2 protein-coding genes and 1 pseudogene are annotated in these 1,649 nt (G+C 62.5%); 1 reads left to right on the forward strand and 2 read right to left on the reverse strand.

Annotated features, from left to right (window positions below; all coding sequences use genetic code 11):
• Both BGN91_RS11300 and BGN91_RS11305 read right to left on the reverse strand, forming a co-directional pair.
• A pseudogene (locus BGN91_RS11300) lies at nucleotides 1-189 on the reverse strand (DNA-binding response regulator); the annotation flags it as partial.
• Complete coding sequence (locus BGN91_RS11305; RefSeq protein WP_292613172.1) at nucleotides 186-731, reverse strand: MarR family transcriptional regulator; 546 nt, start codon at nucleotides 729-731, stop codon at nucleotides 186-188. The gene BGN91_RS11305 and the pseudogene BGN91_RS11300, both read right to left, overlap by 4 nt.
• A 246-nt stretch (nucleotides 732-977) precedes the next feature.
• Between BGN91_RS11305 and BGN91_RS11310 the strand changes: the two genes are divergently transcribed.
• The coding region (locus tag BGN91_RS11310) for a branched-chain amino acid aminotransferase (protein WP_292613174.1) at nucleotides 978-1,649 on the forward strand (672 nt) is incomplete at its 3' end.

A 1,649-nucleotide genomic window follows, 5' to 3' on the forward strand; every position in this document is an offset into this window, starting at 1 on the left:
CAGTCCGAGCAGTTTCGAGCGAGCCGCCTTGGCGCTCATGGCCGTGGTGACACGGTAACCTTCTCCCGCCAGAAAACGCGACAGCAGATCGCGGATACGCCGGTCGTCATCGACCAGCAGCAGATGCGGGGCGTCGTCGGCAGGCCTCACCTGCGCGCGCACGATCCCTGCCGTTTGCATTCCCGTCATGCCTTCACCATCTTGCCGTCGGCCCGCAGGATCGCTTCCAGCACCTTGTCGGGATCGTCGTGGTCGATCATCCCGAGCAGGAACTTGCGCACCGCCTCGGCGCCGGAAGCGTCGAGGCCTCGCAGCGCGCGCACGATGCGGTCGGTCTGCAGGCCCGCGAGTTTCGCCACTAGCGCCTCGCCTTTTGCGGTGGCGAAAAGAAGGCGTTGGCGCCTGTCGGCGTCGCCGGCCTTCTGCACAATGTAGCCTTCATCGAGGAGTTGCTTGAGAACCCGCCCCAGCGACTGCTTGGTGATGCGCAGCACTTCGAGCAGGTCGGCGACATTAAGTCCGGGATAACGATAGACGAAATGCATCACGCGATGATGGGCGCGGCCGAAGCCGAATTCTTCCAGCACATGGTCGGGATCGCCGACAAAGTCGCGATAGGCGAAGAACAGCAATTCGATGATGTCCCAGCGCGTCGCGGCCGGCTCTCCCGTCGTGGATGCGCCGGTGTTGGTCTTGGCGGCGAGCTGGGCCGGAGAATTTAGGACAGCCATATTGACATATCTTTGTCTCAATGTTACAAGCCGGACATCCACTACGAAATATTATATCGTCCCGCGAAATTCCGGATACAGCCCTGCTAAACGGCCAGGCCAATCGGCCTTTTACCTCGTTGGAGCGATTGTCGAGCTGCGTTTCGGCAACATACTGGACTTCGCGTCGTCCGCCAAAGCGGAAACCGGACTTCGCGGATCGGCAGGAGCCTGCAACGCGAGGACCGTTTCAAGCTGGAGAACACCATGAAAGCTTCGTTCGAAAAAACCGATGGCGCGATGTCGTTGACGTTTAACGTCCAGCCGACGGCCAGTCCGACGCCCGCGACGGCGCGCGAAGCAAAGCTCGCAGATCCCGGCTTTGGCCGGGTGTTCACCGATCACATGACCATGGTGCGCTACAATCACGCGAACGGCTGGCACGACGCGCGCGTCGAATCCCGTGCCAGCTTCCCGCTCGATCCCGCGACCGCCGTCCTGCACTACGCGCAGGAGATTTTCGAAGGTCTGAAAGCCTACAAGCGTGACGACGGCGCCGTGAACCTGTTTCGTCCGGACGCCAACGCGAAACGCTTTCGCAATTCGGCCGAGCGCATGGCGATGGCGCCGCTGCCCGAGCCCGTGTTCATCGAAGCCATCGAGCAACTCGTTCGCATCGACCGTGACTGGATTCCCGGCGGCGAAGGCAGCCTGTACCTGCGGCCCTTCATGATCGCCAACGAAGTCTTCCTCGGCGTCAAGCCATCGGCGGAATACATCTTCGCCGTCATCGCGTCGCCGGTCGGCTCCTATTTCAAGGGCGGGCCCGCGCCGGTCTCGATCTGGGTGTCGGAAAACTACACGCGCGCGGCGGTCGGCGGCACCGGCGCCGTCAAATGCGGCGGCAACTATGCCGCCAGCCTGCGCGCGCAGGCCGAA

The organism is Nitrobacter sp. 62-13, from assembly GCF_001896955.1.
In the GTDB taxonomy this organism is placed as follows: domain Bacteria; phylum Pseudomonadota; class Alphaproteobacteria; order Rhizobiales; family Xanthobacteraceae; genus Nitrobacter.

Excerpts from the sequence above, each read along its gene's own strand:
- BGN91_RS11305 (WP_292613172.1), bottom strand. The coding sequence starts at position 731 with ATGGCTGTCCTAAATTCTCCGGCCCAGCTCGCCGCCAAGACCAACACC.